2 rRNA genes are annotated in these 3321 nt (G+C 47.8%); both read right to left on the reverse strand.

Going from position 1 to position 3321, the window contains the following annotated elements:
- Positions 1 to 71: ribosomal RNA gene (rrf, locus tag J418_RS0115255) — 5S ribosomal RNA — on the reverse strand; the annotation flags it as partial.
- A 219-nt stretch (positions 72 to 290) separates the two neighbouring features.
- Positions 291 to 3177, reverse strand: a 23S ribosomal RNA gene (locus tag J418_RS0115260).
- Between the last annotated feature and the right edge of the window lie 144 nt (positions 3178 to 3321).

The raw sequence follows: 3321 nt of genomic DNA on the forward strand, positions 1-3321 counted from the left end.
TCGGCACAATGAAGCTTAACCTGCCTGTTCGGAATGGGAAGGAGTGTTACCTTCACGTCATTGTTACCAGATCAACCGTAAATTGCTGCTAACTTCTCATTACACCGTCAGAATTATTCACTCCAGTGCTCATTTACCTAAGTAAATTTCGCTCTTCGCTCATATTCTTCCTTGTACTAATGGTTATTATCAATTTACTTACTTTATTCTCTATAATAAAATAGGAACATTATATTTCTAATAGAGATAAGAGAATAATTATTCTCTGAAAATTGCACAGTAAGATAAATTTGGTCAAGCCCTCGGCCTATTAGTATCAGTCAGCTGAACATGTTGCCATGCTTACACCTCTGACCTATCACCTTGTGTTCTTCAAGGGGCCTTACCAGCTTACGCTGTGGGAAATCTAATCTTGAGGTGGGCTTCACGCTTAGATGCTTTCAGCGTTTATCCCTTCCCGACATAGCTACCCAGCCATGCTCCTGGCGGAACAACTGGTACACCAGAGGTCAGTCCATCCCGGTCCTCTCGTACTAAGGACAGCTCCTCTCAAATTTCCTGCGCCCGCGACGGATAGGGACCGAACTGTCTCACGACGTTCTGAACCCAGCTCGCGTGCCGCTTTAATGGGCGAACAGCCCAACCCTTGGGACCTACTTCAGCCCCAGGATGCGACGAGCCGACATCGAGGTGCCAAACCTCCCCGTCGATGTGGACTCTTGGGGGAGATCAGCCTGTTATCCCCGAGGTAGCTTTTATCCGTTGAGCGATGGCCCTCCCACGAGGTACCACCGGATCACTAAGCCCGACTTTCGTCCCTGCTCCACCTGTATGTGTCGCAGTCAGGCTCCCTTATGCCTTTGCACTCTTCGAAGGATTTCCGACCCTTCTGAGGGAACCTTTGGGCGCCTCCGTTACATTTTAGGAGGCGACCGCCCCAGTCAAACTGCCTGCCTAACAATGTCCCGTGACCAGTTTCATGGCCGCCGGTTAGAATTCCAGTACTGTCAGGGTGGTATCCCAAGGGCGACTCCAAAAGGGCTGGCGCCCTAATATCCAAGTCTCCCACCTATCCTGTACAGACAATACCGAAACTCAATGCTAAACTGCAGTAAAGCTCTACGGGGTCTTTCCGTCCAATCGCGGGTAGCAAGCATCTTCACTTGCACTACAATTTCGCCGGATTTGTTGTCGAGACAGTGCTCAAATCATTACGCCATTCGTGCGGGTCGGAACTTACCCGACAAGGAATTTCGCTACCTTAGGACCGTTATAGTTACGGCCGCCGTTTACTGGGGCTTAAGTTCATACCTTCGCTTGCGCTAAGTATTCCCCTTAACCTTCCAGCACCGGGCAGGCGTCAGCCCCTATACTTCAGCTTTCGCTTTAGCAGAGACCTGTGTTTTTGATAAACAGTTGCTTGAGCCTATTCTCTGCGGCCCCTTTCGGGGCACTCCTTATCCCTAAGTTACGGAGTTAATTTGCCTAGTTCCTTAACAACAATTCTTCCGATGGTCTTAGGATTCTCTCCTCACCTACCTGTGTCGGTTTGCGGTACGGGCACAAACTTACTCCATAGAGACTTTTCTTGGCAGCGTGGAATCAGATACTTCTCCCGAAAGGGATCCCTGTAACACCTCAGCATTGACTGAACGGATTTTCCAATCCAGCCTGCCTAAGTGCTTAGACACACATCCAATAGTGTGCACATCCTATCCTCCTGCGTCATCCCGTTTGTCAAACGCAAATTTGCGGTATCGGAATATCAACCGATTGTCCATCGCCTACGCCTTTCGGCCTGGGCTTAGGTCCCGACTAACCCTGAGCGGACGAACCTTCCTCAGGAAACCTTAGGTTTTCGACCAATAAGATTCTCACTTATTTCTCGCTACTTATGCCAACATTCTCACTCCTGCACAGTCCACCGCTCCTTACGGTGCGACTTCAACCCATGCAGGAAGCTCCTCTACCACTCTTTCGAGTCCATAGCTTCGGTGGTAAGTTTTAGCCCCGGACATCTTCGGCGCAGGACCTCTCGACTAGTGAGCTATTACGCACTCTTTAAATGAGTGGCTGCTTCTGAGCCAACATCCTAGTTGTCTTAGAAATCCCACATCCTTTTCCACTTAACTTACACTTTGGGACCTTAGCTGATGATCTGGGCTGTTTCCCTTTTGACCACGGATCTTATCATTCGTAGTCTGACTGCTGAGATTCAAGTATATGGCATTCGGAGTTTGATAGGGTTCAGTAACTGTTGTCAGCCCCTAGCCCATTCAGTGCTCTACCTCCACTACTCATACTCAACGCTAGCCCTAAAGCTATTTCGAGGAGAACCAGCTATCTCCGAGTTCGATTGGAATTTCTCCGCTATCCACAGCTCATCCCATGGTTTTTCAACACCAACGTGGTTCGGTCCTCCACGGAATTTTACTTCCGCTTCAACCTGGCCATGGATAGGTCACTCGGTTTCGGGTCTACAGCATGCAACTAGTCGCCCTATTCAGACTCGGTTTCCCTTCGGCTCCGTACCTTAAGTACTTAACCTTGCTGCATACCGTAACTCGTTGGCTCGTTCTACAAAAAGCACATCGTCGCACGTAAAAGTGCTTCGATCGGTTGTGGACACACGGTTTCAGGTTCTATTTCACTCCCCTTCCGGGGTTCTTTTCACCTTTCCCTCACGGTACTTCTTCACTATCGGTCACCAGGTAGTATTTAGCCTTAGGAGGTGGTCCTCCCGCATTCCCACAAGGTTTCACGTGTCTCGTGGTACTCTGGAATAGACTGGAAGCTTTAATTTTCACTTACAGGGCTTTTACCTTCTTTGGCGGAGCCTTCCAGCTCACTTCAGTTAACTTATTTCCTTCCGTTATGTCTACCCTTACCCCAGGAACAAGTTCCTGGTTTGGGCTCTTTCCCTTTCGCTCGCCGCTACTAAGAAAATCGATGTTTCTTTCTCTTCCTCCGGGTACTTAGATGTTTCAGTTCCCCGGGTTTACCTCTATAAACCTATGAATTCAGTTTATAGTACAATGCAAGCATTGTGGGTTTCCCCATTCGGAAATCTTCGGTTCACAGACTATTTGCGTCTACCCGAAGCTTATCGCAGCTTATCGCGTCCTTCGTCGGCTCCTGGTGCCAAGGCATTCACCATGCGCCCTTTGTAGCTTGACCTTTATCTACAAAGGTTATTAACCTTAGCTGTATCTAGTATACATAAACCTTCGGTTTAAACATACATAAATACTTTAATTATTTTATCTTACTTGAAAATTATAAATAATTTTCTATTCTTACTGTGCAATTTTCAAAGAACAA

It is taken from the genome of Clostridium tyrobutyricum DSM 2637 = ATCC 25755 = JCM 11008 (genome assembly GCF_000359585.1).
GTDB lineage: Bacteria > Bacillota > Clostridia > Clostridiales > Clostridiaceae > Clostridium_B > Clostridium_B tyrobutyricum.